Consider the following 1925-nt stretch of genomic DNA (forward strand, 5'->3'; position numbering starts at 1 on the left):
CGGCGCGCTTCGACAACGAAGGCGCTCAGAGCGCGGGGCCGAGCTCGATCCTCGAGCCGTCGGAAAACCGCGCGAGCCGGAACCGCGCGAGATCGTGGCCGGGCGCGAGTCCCGCGACGAGGTCGGCGACGACCCGGCCCACACCCGGCCCGATGCCGAAGCCGTGGCCCGACATGCCGGTGGCGATCGTCAGCCCCGGCAGCGCGGCCGCGTGGTCGATCACCGGCACCACATCGGGCATGGTGTCGATCATCCCGGCCCAGGCGGTGCGGATCGCGGGTTTGCCGAGAGCCGGGAATGCCGCCGCGAATCGCGTCCTGAGCCGTTCGATCTCGGCGCGGTTCGGGGCGGGGTCGAGCACGCGCACGCGCTCGAAAGGGCTCTCGCCGTCCGGCGACCAGCGCCGCGGGGTTCCCCAGGCATCGGGATAGTGCTTCGGCGCGGCGGGCAGGAAGCGGGTACCCGAAAGATCGCTGAGGATCTGGGCCCGGAACGCCCAGAGGTTGCGGAATGCGTCGGGTCCGATGAAGAATTCGTGGAAATGGCCGGGGGCGAGCGTGTAGCCGCCGTCCGCCCGCCGGCGGATGGCGAAATGGCTGTCGGCGGCAGCACCGGTCCAGACCTCCGGCAGCGGCTCGGTGGCGGCGACGGTGGCGCGGACCGAAAGCTGCGGCAAGCCGATCCCCTGCGCCCGCGCAAGGAGCGCGGACCAGGCGCCGCCCGCCAGAACCACCCGGTCGGCGCGGATGCGCCCGCGTTCGGTGAGGACGCCCGCAATCCGCCCGCCGGCGATGTCGAGCGCGCGCACGGCGCAGTCCTCGCGGATCGCCACGCCCCGCGCCGCAAGCGCCGTGGCGATGCGCGGCACCGCGATCCAGGGTTCGGCACGGGCGTCGGACGCGGTCCAGATGCCGCCGAGCCAGCCGGCGGCGTTCGGCAGCATCGCCGCGACCTCGCTCGCGGTTACCATCCGCGTGTCGAGCCCGTGTGCCCTGGCATGGACCATCCAGCCTTCGTAACGGGCGAGATCGGCCGGCTTGTTGGCGAGGTAGAGCACTCCGGTCTGGCGGAAGCCGAGGTCGGCGCCCGCCTCCGCGGAAAGACCCTTCCAGATCGCCATCGCCTCGATCATGATCGGCAGTTCGGCCGGGTCCCGCCCCTGCTGGCGGACCCAGCCCCAGTTGCGGCTCGACTGTTCTCCGGCGATGCGGCCCTTCTCGCAGAGGACCACCTTCACCCCGCGCCGGGCGAGGAACCAGGCGGTCATCACCCCGATCACGCCGCCGCCGATGACGACGACATCGGCCGCCTCGGGCAGCGGCCCGGTGAAGGTGGCGGGGTTGTCCGCGCGGATGGGGAAGGTCATGCCGCCAGCCCCCCGACAAGGGCCTGCATGAAGCGCCAGCCGGCCTCGAACTCCGCCACCTCGATGTATTCGTCCGCCTGATGCGCCTGGACGATGTCGCCCGGCCCGCAGACCACCGTGGAATAGCCCGCCTTCTGGAAGTGCCCGGCCTCGGTGCCGTAGCTCACGACATGGGAGCCGTTGTCGCCGGTGATCGCCCGCGCGAGCGCCTCGGCCGCGCCGCCTTCCTCCGGCACCAGCGGCGGCACGTCGAAGACACGGGCGAGCGTGACGCCCGCCTCGGGCCGGACGGCCTTCATCCCGGCCTCGACCTCCGCCACCTTCGCCTGATAGGCCCGCGCCCAGTCCTCTGCGGCCTCGCCCGGAACGACGCGGAAATCGAGTCCGAAGGTGCAGTGTTCGGCGGTGATGTTGTGCGCGGTGCCGCCGCTGATCTGGCCCACATGCACGGTGGTCCAGGGCGGATCGAAGACCGCGGCGAGCGCAGAGGGCACGGCGGCGCGGTTGGCGGCGTTGCGCGCGTTCGCCCAGTCGATAAGCTTCGCCGCCTCCATGATCG

Annotated in this window: 2 protein-coding genes; both read right to left on the minus strand. The window is 72.4% G+C overall.

Features of this window, described 5'->3' with window-relative positions; genetic code table 11:
• Nucleotides 1-25 precede the first annotated feature (25 nt).
• The gene (locus ACMUOO_RS17325; RefSeq protein WP_413855819.1) at nucleotides 26-1366 is read right to left on the minus strand and encodes an NAD(P)/FAD-dependent oxidoreductase; all 1341 of its coding nucleotides are present in this window, start codon (nucleotides 1364-1366) and stop codon (nucleotides 26-28) included.
• On the minus strand, nucleotides 1363-1925 hold a 563-nt coding region (locus ACMUOO_RS17330; RefSeq protein ID WP_413855820.1), incomplete at its 5' end, for a M20/M25/M40 family metallo-hydrolase. The genes ACMUOO_RS17325 and ACMUOO_RS17330, both read right to left, overlap by 4 nt.

It is taken from the genome of Albidovulum sp. (assembly GCF_041919395.1).
In the GTDB taxonomy this organism is placed as follows: Bacteria; Pseudomonadota; Alphaproteobacteria; order Rhodobacterales; family Rhodobacteraceae; genus Albidovulum.